The 20,824-nt window shown below is 57.1% G+C and carries 17 protein-coding genes; all 17 read left to right on the forward strand.

Features of this window, described 5'->3' with window-relative positions; genetic code table 11:
- Nucleotides 1–8 precede the first annotated feature (8 nt).
- The 17 genes from M2447_RS03125 (at nt 9) to tssI (ending at nt 20,747) form a co-directional block, all read left to right on the forward strand.
- Entirely contained in the window at nt 9–575 is a 567-nt protein-coding gene (locus M2447_RS03125; RefSeq protein WP_277509068.1) for a hypothetical protein, read from the forward strand.
- A gap of 41 nt (nt 576–616) precedes the next feature.
- Complete coding sequence (locus tag M2447_RS03130; RefSeq protein ID WP_277509070.1) at nt 617–1,291, forward strand: type VI secretion system tube protein Hcp; 675 nt, start codon at nt 617–619, stop codon at nt 1,289–1,291.
- 116 nt (nt 1,292–1,407) lie between these two features.
- Complete coding sequence (locus M2447_RS03135) at nt 1,408–1,974, forward strand: type VI secretion system tube protein Hcp (RefSeq protein ID WP_277557360.1); 567 nt, start codon at nt 1,408–1,410, stop codon at nt 1,972–1,974.
- A 48-nt stretch (nt 1,975–2,022) separates the two neighbouring features.
- Complete coding sequence (locus tag M2447_RS03140; protein WP_277509073.1) at nt 2,023–2,565, forward strand: type VI secretion system tube protein Hcp; 543 nt, start codon at nt 2,023–2,025, stop codon at nt 2,563–2,565.
- A gap of 128 nt (nt 2,566–2,693) precedes the next feature.
- Nucleotides 2,694–3,503, forward strand: coding sequence for a type VI secretion system accessory protein TagJ (locus M2447_RS03145; protein WP_277557361.1), 810 nt, complete (start codon nt 2,694–2,696; stop codon nt 3,501–3,503).
- A 125-nt stretch (nt 3,504–3,628) separates the two neighbouring features.
- Entirely contained in the window at nt 3,629–4,144 is a 516-nt protein-coding gene (locus M2447_RS03150) for a GPW/gp25 family protein (protein ID WP_277557362.1), read from the forward strand.
- Between the two features lie 152 nt (nt 4,145–4,296).
- Nucleotides 4,297–6,177 carry a type VI secretion system baseplate subunit TssF gene (tssF, locus tag M2447_RS03155; protein WP_277557363.1) on the forward strand — a complete coding sequence of 627 codons (1,881 nt, stop codon included), beginning with the start codon at nt 4,297–4,299 and terminating at the stop codon, nt 6,175–6,177.
- A gap of 54 nt (nt 6,178–6,231) precedes the next feature.
- Nucleotides 6,232–7,119: a peptidoglycan-binding protein gene (locus tag M2447_RS03160; RefSeq protein WP_277557364.1), complete on the forward strand. Its 888-nt coding sequence runs from the start codon at nt 6,232–6,234 to the stop codon at nt 7,117–7,119.
- A gap of 96 nt (nt 7,120–7,215) precedes the next feature.
- Entirely contained in the window at nt 7,216–8,226 is a 1,011-nt protein-coding gene (tssG, locus tag M2447_RS03165; RefSeq protein WP_277557365.1) for a type VI secretion system baseplate subunit TssG, read from the forward strand.
- 161 nt (nt 8,227–8,387) lie between these two features.
- The gene (locus tag M2447_RS03170) at nt 8,388–9,254 is read left to right on the forward strand and encodes a hypothetical protein (RefSeq protein ID WP_277509079.1); all 867 of its coding nucleotides are present in this window, start codon (nt 8,388–8,390) and stop codon (nt 9,252–9,254) included.
- Between the two features lie 295 nt (nt 9,255–9,549).
- The gene (locus M2447_RS03175) at nt 9,550–11,118 is read left to right on the forward strand and encodes a hypothetical protein (RefSeq protein ID WP_277557366.1); all 1,569 of its coding nucleotides are present in this window, start codon (nt 9,550–9,552) and stop codon (nt 11,116–11,118) included.
- Nucleotides 11,119–11,175: 57 nt separating this feature from the next.
- Nucleotides 11,176–12,384, forward strand: a complete 1,209-nt coding sequence (locus M2447_RS03180; protein ID WP_277509081.1) for a hypothetical protein — start codon at nt 11,176–11,178, stop codon at nt 12,382–12,384.
- A gap of 73 nt (nt 12,385–12,457) precedes the next feature.
- On the forward strand, nt 12,458–13,252 hold the full coding sequence (locus M2447_RS03185) for a hypothetical protein (protein ID WP_277509083.1): 795 nt from the start codon (nt 12,458–12,460) through the stop codon (nt 13,250–13,252).
- Nucleotides 13,253–13,294: 42 nt separating this feature from the next.
- A complete protein-coding gene (locus M2447_RS03190; protein WP_277509084.1) occupies nt 13,295–14,188 on the forward strand; it encodes a hypothetical protein in 894 nt (297 codons plus the stop codon).
- A 34-nt stretch (nt 14,189–14,222) separates the two neighbouring features.
- Nucleotides 14,223–15,467, forward strand: coding sequence for a hypothetical protein (locus M2447_RS03195; RefSeq protein WP_277557367.1), 1,245 nt, complete (start codon nt 14,223–14,225; stop codon nt 15,465–15,467).
- Nucleotides 15,468–15,570: 103 nt separating this feature from the next.
- A complete protein-coding gene (gene tssH, locus M2447_RS03200; RefSeq protein ID WP_277557368.1) occupies nt 15,571–18,357 on the forward strand; it encodes a type VI secretion system ATPase TssH in 2,787 nt (928 codons plus the stop codon).
- A 125-nt stretch (nt 18,358–18,482) separates the two neighbouring features.
- On the forward strand, nt 18,483–20,747 hold the full coding sequence (tssI, locus tag M2447_RS03205; protein WP_277557369.1) for a type VI secretion system tip protein TssI/VgrG: 2,265 nt from the start codon (nt 18,483–18,485) through the stop codon (nt 20,745–20,747).
- Nucleotides 20,748–20,824 lie beyond the last annotated feature (77 nt).

Below are 20,824 nucleotides of genomic sequence, written 5' to 3' on the forward strand. Positions count from 1 at the left end.
CCCTGCCCATGTCCTCAAAAGAAACCCTCATCGACGCTTATATGAAGTGTGACGATATCGAAGGCAGCTACTGTGTCGACAAAACCCACGACGAAAATGGCGGCCTGCTCGATCTCATCACCAGCTTTGCCAAACAGAAAGAGCCGCACGAGGGCTGGTCGGAAGTATATGGATTCAACTATTCACTGGCCAAAGAGCATCCCGAAATTGAAATCACAAAACCCATCGATGCGGCATCCAATGAATTGTTCATCCGCTGCATGAAAAAGAACTCCTTGCAAAACCAAGGAGGGAAAAATGCGTCCGCCCACATATTTCAGGAAATAACCCTGCACATGTGCCGCTGGGTCGACACGGATGAAGATGGTGTTATCGACACATTCCAGACGTTTCTTGAATACGTTTTCTACGAATGTTCCATCACAAGTTACGACACCGACATCGACTTCGAGGCTGACGATATTCCCGAGGAAAAAATCTCCATTACATTCAAGAAAATGAAAATGAGACATTTCCACCCGGAGGAATCCACGGAGTTCGGCTGGGATTTCGGCACGCAAGCGGAAATCCAATAAAACCCCTATTCAACCACGCCCGCGCCCAACCTGCAACCGACATGCCAATCTACGCCTATATAAAAATTCCCGGAATCCAAAACTCCGAGTCCACGGACGAAAAATATGGGAAGGAATGGATACCGATCCGCTCATTCAAATTCAAGACCGAGGCCAGTGTCGAAGATGAAACCACGAACAGGCAGAGCGGGGAAGACGATGCCCCGAGTGAGACAGGCGCGGGCGTGCCGCGCCAAACCAGCGATTCAAAGAAGAGGTTCAATCATATCAAAAACCGCCTGGAAAGGTGGGCTCGCGGGGAAAGATCACCGGCGATGAGGGAGAGTGCCGCCGAAGCGGACGGAGAAATAACTGTCGACAAGTGGCTCGATGCCACCAGCCCCAAACTGCACAACCTTTGCCAGGAATGCTCAAAATTTGCCACAGACCAATATATTAAAGGCATGGTGGAGGTTCATATTTGCCGCCAAATCCAATCCGAAGAAGGAGACAAGGCGAGCCGCGAAGCCTATTTGGGATATGTATTGGAGAACTGCCGAATATCCAGTCTCTCCGTCACCGCCTCCACAAGTTCCAACATGGTGGAGACGTTCACCATAAAATTTGAAATGGTGACCTCCTGCATAAGGCAGCCCAAGCAGAACTTGTGGCAAAACTTGAAATGGAATTTTCTCTCCGAGGACACGGATTCCGCCAGTAAACTCTCAACCCCGTAACAACCCTGTCTTCACATGATTTTCTGGCGCCGCGCCGCCAGTCTCCTGACACAAAAAACCGCCTCACGCGCGTAAGGGCAACCAAACTCACAACCTTAGAAAATATATAAAACATCATGGCATTCGATGCATACATGCGGTTTCTCGAACCCAAAGTGGAAGGAGAGGCCAAACTTAGTGCGAATTATCAAACGGACAGCGCCGACGGCAATTCCGGGTGGATAGACATATCCGACTACGGTTTTTCCGCCACCATGGCGGTGACCCCGGCCCGCTCGGGCGGCACAGGCGCCGCCACCACGGGAAAAGGCAAACTCGAGCCTTTCAACTGCAAGAAAAGAGCGGACGCCACCAGCATGAGCCTGGCGTTTCACGCCGCCGCGGGCACCATCTTCAAGCGAATCGTGGTTAATCTTTTTGCCACGCTCGACGAGGGCGGCGCAAAGCACAAGCCCCACCAATTCCTCACCGTCGTCTTGCAAGGCGCGGTCATCAGCGCCTACAAGTTTTCCGGCTCGGCGGGCGATGACCTTCCCGAGGAGGAGATATCGATCACCTACGGTTCCATTGAATACAAATACAATGGTTTTAGCGTGGATGAGGAAACCGGGGCCATCACTCCGGGCGGCAAAAAAAGCGTGTTCAGTTGGAGCACCATCAAAAACTCGGGAAGCAAGGCCTGAGATCAATAATATCAACCAATATACAATTAAAACCAACTCTATAACATCATGGCATTAGAAGCATATCTATACATTGAGGGCGTTCAGGGCGACTCCACGAGCGAGGTGGGCAAGAGCGCCTCGGAGATCCCGGCGGGCGCGGGCCCCATCGAAATAAACTCGTTTTCACTCGACCTCAACATGCCCCTCGTTGAAAACCGCTCGGGAACTGGGGCTGTCACAGTGGGACGCGCCAATTTCGAGGATTTCGAAACTGGAAAGTCGCTGGATATCTCCTCGGGCACCCTTCTTTTTTATTGCCTCTCCGGAAAGCATATAAACAGGGCGGTTGTCATGGTTTATCGCGCCGCTGGCGAAGGCGACCAAGGCAAACCCACGCGTTACCTGAAAATCACATACAGCAATATCGTGATCACCGAAGTCAATATTACCGGAAGCGGCGATGAAATGCCCTCGGAAACGTTGAAGTTCAACTACGGCAAGGTTGCCTATACCTATTATAAGACCGACGCCAGAACTGGCGCGGCCACAGGTCAGCTTGCCAACTTCTTCTGGGATCGCGTCGAAAACTCCGGCACGAAAGCCGGTTGATCGTTGTGATAGCCAGCATATCGCACAGCGCAGCGCAGGAGCCCGCCCTGCGCTGCCTTGCGGGCTTTGCACGACGCGGGTTTCATATCCGTTTGCCGTAATTTCCCTCCACCCTCCGCTTTTCCATCATGTCCGATCCCGCCGACCACCTCAAGCAAGCCGACCTCGACGCCACGCTCGCGGCCGCCAACGCCGCCGTCCGCGCCAACCCCGCCGACCCGAAGGCCCGCGCATTCCTCTACCAGCTCAACTGCGTGCTCGGCCGCTGGGAAAAGGCGCTCGACCAGCTCGCCATCTACGCCGGCCTCATCCCCGACGACCCCGACGCGCGCGTCACCACGCGCCTCCACCAAATGGCAATCCAGTGCGAGGTTTTCCGCGCCGAAGTTTTCGCCGGCAAACGCACCCCGCTCATCCTCGGCGAACCCGACCAATGGCTCGCGCCCCTCATGCAGGCCAACCAGCTCCTCGCACAAGGCAAGCCCGAGGCCGCCGCCGCGCTCCGCGACCAGGCCTTCGACGCCGCCCCCGCCACCTCGGGCAAGATCGACGGCAAACCCTTCGAGTGGATCGCCGACGCCGACACCCGCCTCGGCCCCGTTATCGAGCTGCACATGGAGGGCAAATACTACTGGGTGCCCATGAGCCGCATCAAACGCATCGCGCTCGAAGCGCCGGGCAACCTCATCGACCTCGTCTTCGCGCCCGCGCAATTCGTCTGGAGCAACGGAGGCGAAGGCGCCGGCTTCATCCCCGTGCGCTACGCTCCCGTCGGCGCCCCCGACTCCGCGCCCGACTCCAAGTGCGCGCTCTCCCGTCTCACACAATGGACCGACCTCCCGGGCAACTTCACCGTCGGTTCCGGCCAGCGCATGTTCGCCACCGACGAAACCGAGCACCCCATCCTCGACCTCCGCATCATCGACCTGGAAACATAAAAACATTTTCGATTTTCGATTCTCGATTTTCGATTGGGAGCTTCCGCTCCATTTCCGACCTCGAGATCGCGCGGTAGCGCGCAATCGAAAATCGAGAATCGAAAATCGAAAATTAAATTTCCTCCGTGCCGCCCGACGACCAACACTTCAAACGCATCCACCCGTGCCTCCTTGACCGCCTGCTTGACGACAATTCCGCAAGCAAGGTCGAGGGACGCAACGCGCGTGTCATTTCCTCGCAAGCCTACCGCGAGGGCGTCCTGCGCGACCTCACCTGGCTCTTCAGCACCAGCGCGCACCTCCCCGTCGAGGGATCGCGCCCCGGAACCGAGTTTCGCATCGGCGATTTCCCCGAAGTCGAGCGCTCCGTTTTTAATTTCGGCATCCGCCACCTCTTCGGCCTGACCGCCCCCGACATGGGCGCGCTTGAGGATTCCCTCTACGACGCCATCTGCGTCTTCGAGCCGCGCATCATAAAAAGCACCCTCTCCGTCCGCGCCACCATGCTGAACCAGCTCGTCAGCTTCGAAATCCGCGGCGACCTCTGGGCCAACCCCATCCCCGAAAAACTCTTCATCAAAACCCAGGTCGACATCGAAGCCGGCGCCGGCCAGGCCATCAGCAGCTTTAGCGCGCGCTGACGCGCGCTAATGAAAAATGCATAATGAATAATGTATAATGAAAAACCCTCCGCCCTATTAAACTTAATCTTAAAAACTAGCTCCCAACGGCGCGGCAGCGCCCCATTACACATTATTCATTTTTAATTATAAATTAGACCGAAGGTCGAAACATGGACAAACGCTTCCTCGATTATTATAACAACGAACTCCGCCACCTCCGCGTGTCGGCGGCCGAGTTTGCGCAGGAGTTCCCCAAGATCGCCGGACGCCTCGCGCTCGACACCGCCGGCGCCGACACCTGCCCCGACCCCTACGTCGAACGCCTCCTCGAAGGCTTCGCCTACCTCGCCGCCCGCGTCCACCTCAAGCTCGACGCCGAGTTCCCCCGCTTCACCCAGTCGCTCCTCGAAACAATCTACCCGCACTTCCTCACCCCCATCCCCTCGATGGCCATCGTCCGCTTCGCCGCCGACGAAAAGGAGGCCAACCTCGCCAAGGGCGCCGTCATCCCACGCGGCTCCATCCTGAAAAGCATCCTCGGCAAAGGCGACCGCACCCCCTGCACCTTCCGCACCGCGCACGACGTCAACCTCCTCCCCGTCCGCATCGAGGAAGTCCGTTACTACACCCGCGACGTCGCCGCCCTCAACCTCCCCCGCAACCTCGGCGCCAAGGCCGCCATCCGCATCCGCATCAAGGCCACCGCCGGACTCACCTTTAACAAAATCGCGCTCAACGAACTCGTCCTCCACCTCACCGGCGCGAGCGACCTCCCCGCCTCCATCTTCGAGCAAATCATCGCCCACCAGCTCGGCGTCGTTGTCCAGTCCCCCGCCCGTCGAGGCAAAATCGTCTCCATCTCCGGCCCCGAGCACGTCACCCGCGTCGGCCTCGAGGAAAACGAGGCGCTCCTGCCCCCCAGCCCGCGCTCCTTCGAGGGCTACCGCCTCCTCCGCGAATACTTCGCGTTCCCCCAGCGCTTCCTCTTTTTCAAAGTCGGCAACCTCTCTGAAAACCTCGCCGCCGAGTGCGCCATCGACACGCAACTCGACATCGTCATCCCCCTCGCGCAACAGGAACCCCGCCTCGAAAACCGCATCGACGCCTCCAACTTCGCCCTCCACTGCGCCCCCGTCATCAACCTCTTCCCCAAGTCGCTCGACCGCATCCAACTCTCCGAATGGCTCTCCGAGTTCCACGTCGTCCCCGACCGCAACCGCCCCCTCGATTTTGAAATCTTTCAAATCGACTCCGTGCGCGGCCTCGGCGAAACCGCCGACGAACAACAAACCTTCAACCCCTTCTATATGGCGAAGGACACCGACCTCACCTCCGCCGCCTACTACACAAGCATCCGCCAGCCCCGCATCCTCACCGCCCGCGAAAAACAATTCGGCAAAAAAAGCGACTACACCGGCACCGAAGTCTTCATCTCACTCGTCGATGCCAACGCCGCCCCCTACCGCGCCGACCTCCGCCAGCTCGCCATCCAGGCCCTCTGCACCAACCGCCACCTCCCCATCCAAATGGCCATCGGCGTCACCACCGCCGATTTCACTATGGAAACCAGCGCGCCCATCACCGGCATCCGCTGCATCGCCGGCCCCACCGAGCCGCACCCCTCCATGGCCGAGGGCCGCTTCACCTGGCGCCTCATCAGCCACCTCTCGCTCAACTACACCTCGCTCGTCAACTCCGCCGACGGACGCAACTCCACCGCCCTCCGCGACATCCTCAAACTCTACATCGAGGACGACAACCGCGAGCTCGCCCGCCAAATCGAAGGCCTCACCGCCGTGCAAGCCCGCCCCGTGATCCGCCGCTCGCCCACGCCCGGCCCGATCACCTTCGGCCGCGGCCTCGAAGTCACGCTCACCTTCGACGAACCCGCCTTCGAAGGCACCGGCGTGTTCCTCCTCGCGAGCGTCCTAGAGCAATTCCTCACCAAATACGCCACCATAAACTCCTTCACCGAAACCGTGATCCGCACCGAACAACGAGGCGAAATTGCCCGATGGAAACCCACGGCGGGAAAACGCGCGGTGCTCTAGGCGAAAAACCAGCGACAGCAGCCAGCACAACAACCCAAACCCAATAATACCATCATGGCAAAAATACTAAAAAAAGGCGTCAACAACGACTACGTCACGATCCTCCAGGAAATACTCAACGAAAAGTGCAAGGCCAACCCCAAACTCAAACCCGATGGAGACTTTGGCCAGGCAACCGAAAAAGCGGTCGCGGCCTTTCAGTCGAAATACAAAATCAAAGGCGACAAGAAAGGCACGGTTGGCCCTGAGACGGCGGCAAAACTGCTTGAAATCACGAGCAAGGCCAAAAAACTCGCCGTCTATTGCGGTGTGGTTGCGGAGGAAAAAGCCGAGGAAAAAAAGGAGGCCAAACCGGAAAAAATGGAGCCGCTTTGGGACTTGGCTGTCCGGCACGATGTTATCGCTAACATGCTGCAAATCACAAAAAGAAAAGGCACCGGGATCTGGAGCAATTTGTTCAATGACGGGAAAAAAGCCACGATATGCCACAATTGGCTCAATGGCTATGGCAAGGGCTATGCGGACTACGGCAGAAAGCAAAGCTGGAAGAAATGGGCCATCTTTACCAAAGGGCAAATCCACCCGAATTATGCCAAGGACATCGCCGAGTATCTTGCCCCGCTGTGGCCGCTTTACGAGCTGGATGCGAAGTTTGCCCACTGCATCCCCTCCGCGCTGGTGACTGCGCTGCCCGTCAACGTTGACCTGAAAACGAAAGACGTGGAGTCCGCGATCAAAAGAAGCGGCGCCATCAGGGTTCTGCTCTTCGCATCCCTGAGCAATGCCGGCACGAAACACATGCACAACCTAAGCGGAGCTTCCGGGCAGGCGATAGCCAAGCACACAGCCGAATATTTCTACAAACACTGCAAGGACGCCGTCAAAACCCTGCTCACGGAATCAGGAAGAAAAGACCTGCTCAAAAAAGCGGGCCTTGCATAACACCCTCCGCCTGGCACGGCGGCGATTTTGAGCCCCGCCAAAATCGCCGCCATCCGTCCCATCCGTCCCACCGGTTCCACATAGTCCCATTCCGCAATGTCCGAGCAAACACCAGCCTCCCCCGAGTCCTCCATCACCTCCATGGACTTCTACCGCGCGGTCCGCATGCTCGACGCCGCGCACCCCGACCTCCCGCGCACCGGCGAAGCCTACACCCCCGCGCAAGAAGCCATCCGCTTTGGCCAGAAACCCGAACTCGTCTTTGCCCGCACCCCCATCGAGTCATTCTCCCCCGCGACCGAAACCGCCCCGCCGCGCCTCTACGTAAACTTCCTCGGCCTCTTCGGCCCCAACGGCCCCCTGCCCCTCCACCTCACCGAACACGCCCGCAGCCGCGACCGCCACCACGGCGACCGCACCTTCGCCGCCTTCTGCGACATCTTCCACCACCGCATGATCGCGCTCTTCTACCGCGCATGGATGGTGAACCAACTCTCCGCCGACCTCGACCGCCCCGACCGGCAAACCTTCTCCCACTACATCGGCGCCATGTTTGGCGCGGCGGACGACGCCTCCGCGCCCACCGAAAACGACAGCATCCCCCTCAACGCCAAACTCTACTACACCGGACGCCTCTCCTGCCCCACGCGCAACATCGAAAGCCTTGAGTCCATAATCTCCGAGTTCTTCAGCGTCCCCGCGACCATCGAAACCCTAGTCGGCCGCTGGATACCGCTGCCCGAGGACTGCTACTGCGGCCTCGGCGGACGCACCACCGATTCCACGCTCGGCCAGAACGCAATCATCGGCACCCGCGTCTGGGACACCCAGCTCAGCTTCCGCGTGAACCTCGGCCCCATGCGCTACGCCGATTACAAGCGCCTCCTGCCCCGCGGCGAATCCTTCCGCCGCCTCCGCGACTGGATATTAAACTATGCCGGAGCCGAACTCTATTGGGACGCCCGCCTCGTCATCCGCGCCGACGAAATCCCCATGCTCCGCCTCGGTGGCGCGGACGGCGGCCAGCAACTCGGCTGGACCACCTGGCTCCACTCCAACCCGCCCACCCGCAACCACGGCGACCTCCTAGTCACGCCAAAAACCTGACGGCCCTCGCCCTGTGGATTACAAACAAAACCGCCCATTGTAATCACAATATATTTCCGCTCCGCCCCGCGCCCGGCATTCTTCCCCTTGAAAACCACGCGAGACACCCTCCGAAAAAACAAGCCTCGCATAACACAACATTAACAAAAAACACCACCACAATGCCGCAATTCAAACAACCGCCAGCCCCGCCCAGTATTGACGTAAACTCATGGAATAAAAAACGTGAGCTTCTCTCTAAGAAAAAACCATCGGGCGTTACCGAGGCCATCAAAAGCTTTCAAGACGCGTATAAAAAAGCGGACTGGACCGCCTATAAAAAAATATCCGGTTACGTAATCAAAGCTGACGGACTCGCCGGCAACGCCGGCCCCTCCGTGATCAAGGAATTTAACATGCTGAGGCAAACGGTGGCCGCCCAAAAAGCCTCCGTCGAAAGCGGCCCCATGTCCAAACTATACAAGGCCGCCATCAGCCTCCACAAAACGGCAAAGGAAGCCTCCAAAATGTTTGCCGACGCCAAATACCCGAAAGCCTCCAAGGCCGCCGCCGAAATCGCCGTCGACGCCCTCTTCTTCTCGGGGGAAATCAAGCCCGATGTCATGGTGAAATTCTGGGACGACCTTCTCAAGGAATCCATCACCGAGCTGAACGGCAAAATAGCATACGCCCTCACCATAAAAATAGGCTCCTGCGCCGACAAAAACATCGCGTTTCTAGCCAACATCGGCAAGCAGCTCAAAACCGATAAAAAGGGAGCCGTCGAAGCCTTCAACAAGGCATCGGATGATAACATCGCCCGTCGCACTCTCGTCCAAGTATGCGCTCGCATCACCATGGCCGAACTCTTCAACATCTCCTCATACCCTCTGGCGAAAGCCAAAAAAATTCAGCAAGACCTGAGCCCCTGGGCAATGAGCCACAAGAAAGTCACCGAAGACACACTCTCGGAAACGCTCTTCCTTGTGGTTTCCCTCCTCAAAGACGCCAAGACACTCCCTGACGACGTCGGCCCGATAAAACTGTGACGATGACACCACAACGCCGCGCCCAATTCTAAGCACGCGCCCTCCGCCTTATATCCCCCAATAATACATGACCGCGGATTACACGAATAAACACAGTGGGGGGGCGTCGCTTGCGACGCCCGGTTTGTCATCGGGGATAATCCGTGTAATCCGTGGTCAAAATAAAAACTCGAAACTTCGGTTGCGGCTGCGCCGCGCCAAGTAATCCGCGGCCAAAATATTATCCCCCATAGCCACTAATTAAACAACATCGGCTCCAGCCCCCTCAAAAACAATCAACAAAAACTGCACCACCATGCCCTCTCCAATTCTCATCCCCAAAACTCTCACCAAATCCAACTGGGACAAAAACAAGGGTCTCATGGCAAAACTCCAGGGAGCCACCGGCATCGGCCCCGCCATGGAAAAGCTCGACTCCGCGCACACTGCCATCGACTGGTCCGTCTTCACCCCCCGCGCCACCCGCGACTGGACCGACGCCCTCATCGACGACCTCAAAAAACGCGCCGACACCGAGGCAAAAAAAATCAAACCCCTCGCCGCCGCCGCCCAAGCCCTCGTCACCACCGCCTCCAAAACCGAGTCCGACTGGAAAAAATCAAAACCCATCCCCAAAAAATCCCTCGACCTCATCGTCGCCATAAAAGCCGACGCCCTCAAGCTCGTCTCCGCCATCACCGCATACAACTTCATGGCAGACATCTCCAAGCTCAAACCCGGAGCCTCCGCCGCCCTCCAAATCGACGGAATCACCAAGTTTGAAAGAAACTACGGCGACATCGGGAAAAAGATAAACGACGCCACCAAAAGCAAAGTCTTCACCCTCCCTCCCTCCCTCGTCGTCACCTACATCAGCATGCCCGACATGGGCGGCAAGGAAAACGCCTACATAACCGCCGTCATCTCCGACGCCATGGGAACCGCCGTCACCGACACCATCAGGGACATCACCAATATAATAACAAACGCGGACAAGGTTTTGCCCAAATTCCAGACGGACGCCCGGGTCTCCTTCACCGACAAGGTTAAAAAGACCGTGGAGTCGAAACTCGACGCCCTCTACACGCAACTCGACAAAATCCCCCAGGAAAAATGGCGCGAGTTCACCGCCGCGAAAAAACAATACAAGGCCTACAAGCTCGAAAGCAAAAAGAAGGTCGCCAAAAGCGGCCTCGGCGTCGCCCTCTCCGCCCTCAAATTCGCCGGGGCCAGCGGCCCCGCCGCCATCGCCGGGGCCATCGTCGGCACCCTCACCGGACTCGCGAAACTGGGCGCGGTTTTATACAGCCTCGGCAAGGAGGTCGAAAGCTCCGGAAAAAGCGTGACAAAAACCGCCGCCAAACTGCTCGCTAAATATCAAACCGCCGCGAAAAAGGAGGCCTACCTCAACCTCGCCATCGACACCCTCGACATCCCCCTCCTCGACACCGCCAGAAAACTCAAGGACGAGGTCGAGCTATGGGACAACAAAACCGCCGGCCTTCATTACAACGCCGCCAAGGCCGCCAAGGCGCTACCCCCGCTCATGGAGTCCAATCTCGAATTCAGCGTCAATGGCGGCGACCCGAAGGCCATGGCCAAACTGGAGGCCAAACTCGACGCCCTCCTGGAAAAAATAATCTCCCTCTCCAAAAGATACTCCAAGAACAAGTCGAATATTAAAAAATGCGCACCCGCCGTTGAGATTATATTAAAGAAGGACAAGGAGGTTCTCGGCAAACTCACCATGCTCCCCGAAATAGTGAACCTCGTCACCTCGGTCGTCAGCCTCAAGGACGCCGAGGACATGATCGACGTCGCCCAGGGCCTGATCGACCTCAAGGACAACATCTCCGACTTCAAGAAAGCCGCCAAGGAAGCGTGATTCGCAATACACGCAACAATCCATTAAAATAATATAAACAACACACATACCACTGCGATGAAACTCTCACTCCCCCCCCTCCTCAAAAATCTCAAGAAAAACGACTGGAAACTCCTCAGCTCCAAAAAATCCAAAGTTCCAGCCCTCCTCACCGCCGTCGAAACCGCCTACGCCAACATTGCCCCGGACGATTTTGATATTCCCGAAAACCACGTTGATATTAAGAACTGGAACGCCGTCATGGCGGCGCAAGTCAAGGCCCACATAACGCCCATGCGCGCGGCGCTGAAGGCGCTGGGCGACGCCGCGATCGCCGAATCCGCCGATTATAAAGTCGGCAGCGGCCTCGCCAGCAAGTCTGACGCCCAGAAAATAAGCAAAGCCGCCGGCCAGATGGAGGCGCAACTCAACAAGGCCGTCCTCGATCTGAGCAACCATTACAGGCCCCTTGGCCAAAATGTGGCCGAAGCCTACGCGGCCTATGAAAAATCCCTCGGCACGCGCAAAATGATGATCGCCCGCTTCAAGCTCATCGCCTCCGGCGCCAAGACGCTGATAAAAAACATCAACGATATTATAAACGATAAAAACCGCCAAATCACGGAGGCCGAAATCAAAAACTTCGCAACCCGCATCGATGCCTTGAAAACGGACGTCAAGAACGGTGTGAAAATCATAGATGCCACGCCCGGCGCAAGAATAGCGATGCCCGCCGGCATCTCGATGTATAAAAGCTATTTCAAATCGCTTCACGATGAGTGCCAAAAGGCCATGGCTCCGTTCACAGATGCTCTCGGCAAGGCGCCCGCCCTGATCGACGCCGCCGAAACCCTGCTCAAGGCGGCCAAGGGCAAGCGACCCAAAACCAATGTGAAAGAGTTCGATCTGCTGGATAAGTATTATGCCAAATTGAAGAAGCTGGAGGGGGCGGTGGACACGGAAACGGATAAACTCGTGGCGGAATGGAAAAAAAGAAAAGGGCCAGTGGCCATGATGGCGAAAAACCCGGAACTGCGCCGCGACGCAACCTCCAAGATAAAGGAGATCAAGAACATGGTCGCAAAGCTCTCAGCCTCGGCAAAGCAACTGCAAACGCTCACGGCTGCCTTCATGAAGACAAAAGAATACAAGATCGTCGAAGCCAATTCCATGGCTGTTTATACAAACCTCGCAAAAACCTGCATTCAAACCGTCAACGAAGCCGGGGAAACCATCGGCGGCGCGAATGCTTGGATCGCCGAAATGATTGCGGAAATCAAGGCGTGACACCCGCACCCAAGGCGCCATCAAGCCGGCGACACATACACAAATCAAAAATACAAATAGAAGGACTCCAACCATGCCCAACGTGCAAAAAATCATCGTCCCCGCCCTCTTAACCCGTGCCCAATGGCAAGCGTATAAAAAGTCGAAAAAGACGAAAAACATTCCCGAAAGCGACCTCGGAAAAGCACTCGAATCGCTCGAAAAAATAATCGCATCCGTGAAATGGGACTACTTCTCCGAAAAGAACTGCGCCGCGCTTGCGAAAAAGAAAAACCCCGGCGAAGTCGCCACGCTTTTGACCAACTATTGGAACCCATTTGGGGAAAAAGCGAAAAAAGCCGTGAAGGAAATCATCGCCACCGCCAGTTATCTAAAAAAACTAACGGACGGCGAGGTTGCCAAGCACCTGAATTCCATCAGCAGAACAGCCGGCGATTTTTATGATTTTGAAATCAAAACATTCGTGCCTGACGCCAATTCGGTGACGGGACAGGCAAGGGCGGACACGCAAGGCTCGGACGCCGAAATCATCAAGCAAAGGGATCGCCTCAAAAAAGCGTTCTTGGAAACACAAATGCTCACAGGAAAATCCACCAATGCCGACATCGACGCCGTAATTGCCAAAATCGACCATCCCCTCCGGGATTTGGCCGTCAGCATGGGCAATGCAATTTCGCGCAATAACGCCCCCGCGGTCATCAACAAGGCTCTCGTGCTGAAAGCCGCCAAGGCCCAGCCCAAAATCGTCACTGCGCGCGCCGAGCTAAATAAGGCATGGGACAAATACATGACGGCAAGGCAAACCCTGCTCTCCAACATAGAAAAGGAAGTCTCCGAGCTGCTGGGCGAACTCCAATCCCTCCGCTAAACACTCCTCGATCAACAAGCGCACCCATAGAAAGCACACACCATGGCGCTCCCGTCCAAACTTGATTCAAAATATAATTATACCGCTTGGAAAAAAAGCGGCTACGCCGCCCCGGGAAAACGCCCTCCGGGTTTTTCAAAAGAACTCCCAAAGATCGAGGGTCTGCTGGGAGTTAAAAAGAAAAGCGCGGCGAATCTCAAGGAACTGCAAACCCGCCTTGAAAAGGCCGCTTCGATCGCCAGGGAACGAAGGCTGGATCTCATGACCCCGCTGGCAAGCATGAGCACAAAGAAAGTAAGGGAATTAAAAAATTACCTCGATGCCGCCCAAGAATACTACAAGGACCTGCGAGCGCAGATTACTCAGAAGATGATAGATGAGGCGGAGGAAAAGGATGAAAAAAAGAGGACAAATGATACCAACGAACAAAACGCTTATCGTTCCTGCCTTGCGAACCTAAAAGCTATTCTCAGTGAGCTGACTGCAAAGCGTGACTCCTATAAAGCTGACAAACCGAAGCTAAAACAAGCGCTCGCCAAGGCGAGGGATTATCTAAAAAAAATAGCGCCGGAGGCAAAGAAGCGCAAGGGGGCGCTTCAACTTGATGATGCGGCATTCGGCGCTTTTGATGAGGCTTATCTGGCAAGCGTTGTGCGCACTTATTGGGGGTTCGATGAGAAAGCGTATAATGTGAGTGCTGAATACGACAGGAGAATAAAAGAAATTCTTAAAGACGCCTCCGTTATCGGCAAAAAAGAATATAAGAAGGAATTAGGCGCTCTCACATCAAGCATCCAGTCTTGTCACCGCGAATGCGCATCACTCGCCAAGGAACTCGCGGGATTGCAGGCGCAACTGGCCAAATATTACAAGGACGGACCAATTATCTACAAAGCTTACAGCGGAAGGGATTTCAGGCTTCCTGGAGCCCACTGACAAATTCAAGTAACTATAAATATTATATAACATCATGGCCACGCCAAAACAATTAAAACTCCCCTACACACATGCCCAATGGTCCGCGTATAAGAAAAACGCCAGGAAAAAAAACGGGGCCGATTTGACAACAAAGGTGGACTTCGGTCCCCGGCTTAAAAAAATCGAGTCTTTGTTCGGTAAAATACAATGGACCGAGCTTGAAGCCGCGACTGGTGACAAAATAGACGGACTGTGCGCCAGGCAGCTGGCGCCTGTGATTGAAGCCGTGAGGAAATTGGCCGATGACATTAAAACGGAGGCTGTCATTCCCGCCGGTGTGAAAAAACAAATCATTCCGGGATTTCTCGCCGATTTGATTAACTACGAAAAGTCCATCAAGGAGCATTGTAACAAACTGGACGCCAAAATTGAAAGGGACATGGCCATACTGGACGAGGCCGCACTGGCAAAATTGGTGCTTTCAATAAAAAAACTCATAAAGGAGGCGGACGACTGCGATGAATACCGCCTCATGAATAACAAAATTAAAAACACACGCGCGCTCCCCGGAATAAACAACCGGATTCAACAATTAAACGCTCAAAGGGACGATATTCAAAAAGCCATCAAGGCCTTTGAGGGAGCCATCCGAAATCTCTCGAAACGCCTGGAATCCGCCAACAAAGTTCAGAGGCATAAATTCGAAGTTGCCTTCACCATTCACAAAACGCTTCGGCAGAGCTTCGAAAGGCTCAATTCCAAGCTGATGGAACTCACCGCTATAATCGCCGGTGACATGAAGGCGGGCATCAACGACGAGAAGTTGCTGGAAAAAACCCAAAAAACAGCATTGGACTCGCTGGACACCATGCTCAAATCCGCCGAGGCCGCCCGAAAGGAATTGGCGTCCATTGTCAAAAGCAAAAATTTACTTTTGGGAAAAACCAAGAAAATCAAAAAAAACGACTTTGTAAAACTGGCCTCGCGAATTGTGGACCGCCTGAATTCATTGAATGTCAGGGTGCAAGATTTGAGCGGACGGCAGATGGGCCACATCAGCCAATATGTGGACGCGCTGGCGAAAAAAGAGCCCCTGCGCGGCAAAGAAACAGTGGCGGCGGCTCGCGCTAAATTGAACCAATTCGGGCAAATCTCAGCCAACACAGCCGCCGATATTGATGAGGAACTAAAATTTGTTAAAAAACTATTCAAGGCAAACACGGCAATGGATGTCATTGAGCGAGCAAACATGAGCGGCACAAATATTCGGCAAGAAAAAAAAGTCCTCACAGATTGAGGCATGCTAAGACAAACTGATTCTCTTTTATCATTTCTTAATCACAAAATACAAAAGCCATTCGAGAATAATCCTGTTTTCATTTCACATTCCATCACCACCCATGCCATCCATCCAACGCTCCACCCTATTCGGTAAACTCAATCCGCTCGCGTATAAGGCACTCGAAGGCGCCACCGTCTTCTGCAAAATGCGCGGCAACCCCTACGTCGAGCTCCTGCACTGGATAAACCAAATCTTCCAGACACAGGACACCGACCTGCACCACATCGCGCGGCACTTCTCGCTCGATGCCTCGCGCCTCGCAGCCGACCTCACCGCCGCGCTCGACCGCCTCCCGCGCGGCGCCACCGCCATCAACGACTTCTCGCCGCACATCGAAAACGCCACCCAGCAAGCGTGGACCTACTCCTCGCTCCTCTTCGGCGAAAACTCCATCCGCACCGGCCACCTCCTCCTCGCGCTCATCAGCACGCCCAGCCTCCGTTCGCTGCTGCTCCAGTTCTCGCCCGAGTTCGGCAAGGTCAAGGAGCAGGCGCTCACGGACAACTTCGCCGACATCACCTCCGGCTCTCCCGAGGCGCGCATGTCATCCCCCGCCTCCGACGCCACCGGCGGAGCCGCTCCCGGCGAGGCCAGCGGCGCCATGTCGCCCGCCCAACTCGGCAAACAGGAAGCCCTCAACCGTTACACCACCGACCTCACCGCACAGGCCCGCGAAGGCAAAATGGACCCCATCCTTTGCCGCGAGGACGAAATCCGCCAGATCGTGGACATCCTCATGCGCCGCCGCCAAAACAACCCCATCCTCACCGGCGAGGCGGGCGTCGGCAAAACCGCCGTCATCGAAGGTTTCGCGCAACGCATCGTCAAAGGCGACGTGCCCCCCTCGCTCCGCGACGTCACACTCCGCTCCCTCGACATCGGCCTCCTCCAGGCCGGGGCCAGCATGAAAGGCGAGTTCGAACAGCGCCTCCGCCAGGTCATCGACGAGGTGCAAGCCTCCCCCACCCCCATCATCCTCTTCATCGACGAAGCCCACACCCTCATCGGCGCCGGCGGCGCGGCCGGCACGGGCGACGCCGCCAACCTCCTCAAACCCGCCCTCGCCCGCGGCACCCTCCGCACCGTCGCCGCCACCACCTGGGCCGAATACAAAAAGCACATCGAAAAAGACCCCGCCCTCACGCGCCGCTTCCAGGTTGTCAAAGTCGACGAACCCGACGAAGCCGCCGCCATCGCCATGATTCGCGGCCTCGCCCCCGTCCTCGAAAAACACCATCGCGTGCAAGTCCTCGACAGCGCCGTCGAGGCCGCCGTCAAACTCTCGCACCGCTACATCCCCTCGCGCCAGCTTCCCGACAAGGCCGTCAGCCTCATCGACACCGCCTGCGCCCGCGTCGCCGTCTCGCAGCACGCCACGCCCGCCGAAATCGACGACACCCGCCAGCGCATAATAATCGAGGAAGCCGAGCTCGAAATCCTCGCTCGCGAATCCAAGCTCGGCGCCGACCACGCCGAACGCGAAACCAGGCTCCGCAAAAACCTCGAAGACGACAAAACCCACCTCGCCAAACTCGAGGCCGACTGGACCAAGGAAAAAGAACTCGTCGAAAAAATCATCGCCCTCCGCCGTCAAGTCACCGAAGCCCAAAAAGAGGAAACCCCCGCCACACCTGGTCAGTCCGATCCATCCACTCAGTCAGATCAGTCCGAGAAAAAAACCGGCAAAAAATCCAAAAAGAAAAAGTCCGCCAAGAAATCCGCGAAGTCAGCCCCCGCAAAAACCGCGACTCCCGCCGATCCCCTCATCGCCGAACTCCGCGACCTCGAAACCCAACTCTCCGCCCTCCAAGGCGAGACGCCGCTCATACTCCCCTCGGTCAACGACCAGGCCGTCGCCGCCGTCGTCGCCGATTGGACCGGCATCCCCGTCGGACGCATGGTGAAAAACGAGATCCAGTCCGTCCTCAACCTCGCGGACAACTTGGAAAAACGCATCATCGGCCAGCGCCACGCGCTCGAAGCCATTGCGCGCCGCATCCAGACCTCGCGCGCCAGCCTCGACAACCCGAGCAAACCCATCGGCGTGTTCATGCTCGCCGGCACCAGCGGCGTCGGCAAAACCGAAACCGCCCTCGCCCTCGCCGAAGTCCTCTACGGCGGCGAGCAAAACGTCATCACGATCAACATGAGCGAGTTTCAGGAGGCGCACACCGTCTCCACGCTCAAAGGCGCGCCCCCGGGCTACGTCGGCTACGGCGAAGGCGGCATCCTCACCGAGGCCGTCCGCCGCCGCCCCTACTCGATCGTGCTCCTCGATGAAGTCGAAAAAGCGCACCCCGACGTCCACGAAATCTTCTTCCAAGTCTTCGACAAAGGCTGGATGGAGGACGGCGAGGGCCGCCTCATCGACTTCAAGAACACCATCATTCTCCTCACCACCAACGTCGGCACGGACATCATTACAAACCTCTGCAAGGACCCCGAGCTCATGCCCGACGCCGACGGCATTGCCAAGGCGCTCCGCCCCGCGCTCCTCAAGACCTTCCCCGCCGCGCTTCTCGGACGCCTCGTCACCATCCCCTACTTCCCGCTCAGCGACGAAATGCTCCGCGCCATCATCCGCCTGCAACTCGGCCGCATCGTCAGGCGCATCGCCGCCAACCGCGGCATCGCACTCACCTACACCGACGACGTCGTCGCGCTCATCGCCAGCCGCTGCACGGAAAACGAAAGCGGCGGGCGCATGGTGGACGCCATCCTCACCCAAACCCTCCTCCCCGACATCAGCCGCGAAATCCTCACCCGCCTGATGGAAGGCCGGAACATCAAAACCATCACCGTCGAAACAAAAGACAGCGCCTTCGTTTATAACTACAAAGAGTAACTATATTTTCGATTTTGGATTCTCGATTTTGGATTGGGAGCTACCGCTCCATACCCGCATTCGCAACCGCGCGGTAGCGCGCAATCGAAAATCGAGAATCCAAAATCGAAAATCCTCCCTCCGCCATGTCCGATTACACACAAGACAACCGCCTCCTGCGCATCACCACGCCGCTCGGCAAGGACAAACTCCTCCTCAAAAGCATACGCGGCGTTGAACGGCTCAGCACCCTCTTTGAATACGAGGCCCGCATGCTCAGCGAAGACAACAACATCGACTACAAGGACGTCCTCGGCAAGGACGTGACCATCGAGATCGAAAGCGCCATCAAGGACGGCGGCACCCGCTACATCAACGGCATCGTGCGCTCCTTCGGCCGCACCGGCTCCACCGGCGCCCTCGCCCGCTACGTGGCCGTCATTGTTCCCAAACTCTGGCTCACCTCGCTCACCACCGACTGCCGCATCTTCCAAAAAAAAGACACCAAGACCATCCTCTCCGACATCATCAAAACCGACGCCGGCATAAGCGACTACAAGGACAGCGCCTCCGACTCGGGCAGCACCGAACGCCCCTATTGCGTCCAATACCGCGAAAGCGACCTCGCCTTCGCGTCCCGCCTCATGGAAGAGGAAGGCATCTATTACCACTTCGAGCACGCCGACGGAAAACACACGCTCGTGCTCTGCGATTCCCCAGGCTCGCACTCCGACGCATCCGACGCCGCCACCATCGCCTTCCACAGCAAACGCCTCATACGCGGCGAACAAGGCATCCAGTCTTGGGGCGTGCTCAGCAACGCCATCCCCGGCAACTACGTCCTCGCAGACTACAACTACAAAAGCCCCTCCACCGTCCTCCGCTCCAACGCCACCGAAAGCCGCGGCTACACCGGCGACGACGCGGAAATGTTCGACTACCCCGGCATCTTCGCCGAAAGCACCGACGGCGACAAACTCGCCAAAATTCGCCTCGGCGCGCACCAAGCCACCCACAACACCTACACCGGCACCACCACCGCCGTCACACTCTCCACCGGCACCACATTCTCCCTCGAAAACCACCCCAACACCGCCTTTAACCAAAAATACCTCGTCATCGAAAACGAAATCTTCGCCGAAAATCCCCCCTACACCGACGGCGAGCCCCCCGCCGAGGCAACCTTCCAGTCCCGCATCACCGCCATCATTGCCGACCAGCAATACCGCGCCCCGCAACGCACCCCGATCCCCGACCTCCGCGGCCCGCACTCCGCCATCGTCACCGGGGCCGAGGACGACGAAATCCACACCGACGAATACGGCTGCGTCAAAGTCCGCTTCCACTGGGACCGCGACGACGAGAAAAAAGGCGAGGACAGCACCGTTTACCTCCGCACCGCGCAAATGTGGACCGGCAAAAACTTCGGCACCCTCTTCATCCCCCGCGTCGGCCAGGAAGTCATCGTCGAATTCCTCGACGGCCACCCAGACCGCCCCGTCATCACCGGCTGCCTCTACAACGCCGAAAACCTCCCCCCCTACGCCCTCCCCGACCACAAGACCCGCTCCACCATCAAAACCCACTCCACCCCCGAGGGCGAAGTGTATAACGAAGTCCGCTTCGAGGACAAAAAAGACGAGGAACAACTCCTCATCCACGCCGGCAAGGACCACGAAATCACCACCGCCAACGACCGCGTCGAGCACGTCGGCAACGACACCCACCTCACCGTCCTCAACGACCGCCTCGAACTCATCCACAAGGACCATCACGAGGCCATCGGCGGCATGCACAAACTCAGCATCGGCGCCGGCGCCGAGGGCGTCGAGGGAGCCGACGGCGAAACCAAGGGCGAAGTCGAGGAAGGCGGCGGCCAGCACATCATGATCAAAGGCCCCCGCGTCATCGAAATCGGCGGCAAATCCTCGCTCAAAGTCACCGGCGACGTCGCCGAGACCTTCGAGGCCAACCACGCCACCGCCGTCACCGAGCAACGCTACCTCAAGGCCAAGGAAATCGTCCTCGAAGCCGAGGAAAACCTCACGCTCCACGTCGGCGACCACTTTATAGCGATCACCTCCGACGGCATCAAAATCAGCACCACCGCCGACATCGCCATCAACGGCGACGGCAGCATCGCCAGCACCAGCGGAGGCGACATCACCAGCGAGGCCGGCGGCAAATTTGGAGTCACCTCCACAGGCGACACCACCATCGAGGCCACGGGCAACTTCAGCGCCAAGGGCACGAGTGGCGCGGCCGTCGAATCCGACATGAACACCGACATCACAGCCGGCATCAACCTCACCCTCGAAGGCACCGCAAAAGCCGCGATGCACGGAGCCATGGCCGAGGTCAAATCCGACGCCATCCTCACCATCCAGGGCTCCATGGTGAATATCAACTGACGCCCCTCCGCGCCGCGCCCGATCCCCCCCCCATTACAAAACCCAGCCGTAATTATAATCATTCATTACAAACAAAT

This window comes from Ereboglobus sp. PH5-10 (genome assembly GCF_029504735.1).
In the GTDB taxonomy this organism is placed as follows: domain Bacteria; phylum Verrucomicrobiota; class Verrucomicrobiia; order Opitutales; family Opitutaceae; genus Ereboglobus.